The 1,960-nt window shown below is 74.1% G+C and carries 3 protein-coding genes; 2 read left to right on the top strand and 1 reads right to left on the bottom strand.

Features of this window, described 5'->3' with window-relative positions:
* A partial coding sequence (locus tag ACFXA3_RS41790) for a LysR family transcriptional regulator (protein ID WP_385196625.1) occupies nt 1-429 on the bottom strand: 429 nt, incomplete at its 3' end.
* A 106-nt stretch (nt 430-535) separates the two neighbouring features.
* Here ACFXA3_RS41790 and ACFXA3_RS41785 point away from each other — a divergent pair.
* Together ACFXA3_RS41785 and ACFXA3_RS41780 are read left to right on the top strand one after the other, a co-directional pair.
* Nucleotides 536-1,498: an NAD(P)H-binding protein gene (locus ACFXA3_RS41785; RefSeq protein WP_385196622.1), complete on the top strand. Its 963-nt coding sequence runs from the start codon at nt 536-538 to the stop codon at nt 1,496-1,498.
* Nucleotides 1,488-1,853, top strand: coding sequence for a darcynin family protein (locus ACFXA3_RS41780; RefSeq protein ID WP_385196620.1), 366 nt, complete (start codon nt 1,488-1,490; stop codon nt 1,851-1,853). Before ACFXA3_RS41785 ends, ACFXA3_RS41780 begins: the two co-directional genes overlap by 11 nt.
* Nucleotides 1,854-1,960 lie beyond the last annotated feature (107 nt).

Raw genomic sequence — 1,960 nt, 5'->3', positions numbered from 1 at the left:
GCCCGCCTCCCACTCCTCGGCCAGCACCCTCAGCGAGACGCCGGGCGCCCGGCGCCGGGCCAGCCCGAGCAGACCCGGCGCCAGCGCCGCACCGACGAGGTCCGAGGCCTGGACGGTGAAGGTGCGGCGCAGTGCGGCGGGGTCGATCCCGCCGCTCGGGGTGAGCAGCGCCTCCAGCCGGCGCACCACCGCGGCGGCTTCGTCCCGCAGCGCCTCCGCGCGGGGCGTGGGCACCATCGCCTGTCCTGCCCGCACCAGGAGCGGATCCTGGAGCACCCGGCGCAGCCGGGCCAGGGTACGGCTCATCGCCGCGGGGGACGTGTGCAGCCGCGCGGCGGCGCGGGTGACGCTCTGCTCGGTCAGCAGGGCGTCGAGGGCGACGGCGAGATTGGCGTCGAGGTTCGGGACTGGGCTGCTCACCGGCATCATTCCGTTTCGGGCAATGATTGGATGCTGAAGTTCCCATTGTGGCAATGCGGTTCGGGTTCGCACGATGAGGGGGCACCACCGATCCGTCACAGACCGCGAGGTTTTCATGATCGTCATTACCGCCCCCACCGGAAACATCGGCCGACGGCTGCTGTCCCTGCTGGTCGAGGTCGCGCCCGCACACGGACAGGAGTTGCGCGTCGTGGTCCGCGATCCCGCCCGGCTCCCCGAGTCCGTACGCGGACGGGTCGAGGTGGTCACCGGCTCGCACGGCGACGCAGCGACCGTCGACCGTGCCTTCGCCGGGGCCGACGCCGTCTTCTGGCTGGTGCCCCCGGACGCCTCCCGCACTCCGGACGAGGCGTACAGCGGCTTCACCCGGCCGGCCGCGCGGGCGTTCGCCGCCCACGGCGTCGGCCACGTCGTCGGCGTCTCCGCGCTCGGCCGCGGCACGCCGCAGGCCGGCCGGGCCGGGCTGGTCACCGCCTCCCTGGCCATGGACGACCTGATCGCCGACTCGGGCGTCGCCTACCGCGCGCTGGCCAACCCGTCGTTCTTCGAGAACCTGCTGGAGGACGCCGACTCGATCCGCGAGCACGGCGTCTTCTCCGACACGGCCGCCGCGGACCGTCCGGCCCCGATGGTGGGCGTCGCCGACATCGCCGCGGTCGCGGCCGGGCTGCTGCTGGACCGCTCCTGGACCGGCGTCGGCAGCGTTCCGGTGCTCGGCCCGCAGGACCTCTCGCCCGAGGACCTGGCCCGCATCATGACCGCGGAGCTCGGCCGGCCGGTCCGCTACGAGCGCCAGACGCTCGACGAGATGCGCTCCGCCATGCTCGGCCACGGCCTCAACGAGGCCTTCGTCGAAGGCATGGTCGACATGAAGCGCGCCAAGGACGAGGGCCTCGACTCGGGCGCCGACCGTCCGGGCTTCGGCCGCTGGGCCGTCGACCGATCCGGCGACGGCCGCGCACCGCAGGCGGGTCCGGGAACCGGATTCGCGCAGTGGTGCGCCCAGATCCTCAAGCCCGCCGTCCTCGCCGCCCCGGAGGCCCACGATGCCCACTGACCGAACCGAACCGCCGGTGACCGCGTTCATGCTGGTCAAGACCACACCGGAGTGGCTGGCGATGACCGTGGCCGAACGCGTCCGGGCCTTCACCACCCACGTCGTCCCGGTGGTCGAGGCCCGCACCCGCGGCGTCCGTTCCCGGTTCTACGACACGGAGTTCTACTCGGCGCGGGTCACCGACGTCTGGGTATGGGAGGCGGACGACCACGACGCCTACCGGCTGCTGATCGACGCGCTGCGCGAAACCCCTTTCTGGGACCGCTACTTCGACGTGGTGGACCTGCTCGTGGGCACCGAGAACGGCTACGCCCGCACCTACGGCCTGGAGCCGGTGGCCACGCTCGCCACCTGACGCTCCCGCCGGACCGACCGGGGGGGGGGGGGGGGGGCCACCCGCGGCCCCCCCGGGGGCCGCGCCCAGGCCGGTGCGACGGCGGCGGCGGTGGCGGTGCCCGCGCT

Origin of the sequence: Streptomyces sp. NPDC059456, from assembly GCF_042750055.1 — a bacterium.
Taxonomy (GTDB): Bacteria; Actinomycetota; Actinomycetes; order Streptomycetales; family Streptomycetaceae; genus Streptomyces.
Note: the sequence above shows the minus strand (reverse complement) of the source record. Positions and strands in the feature narration are given on the sequence as shown.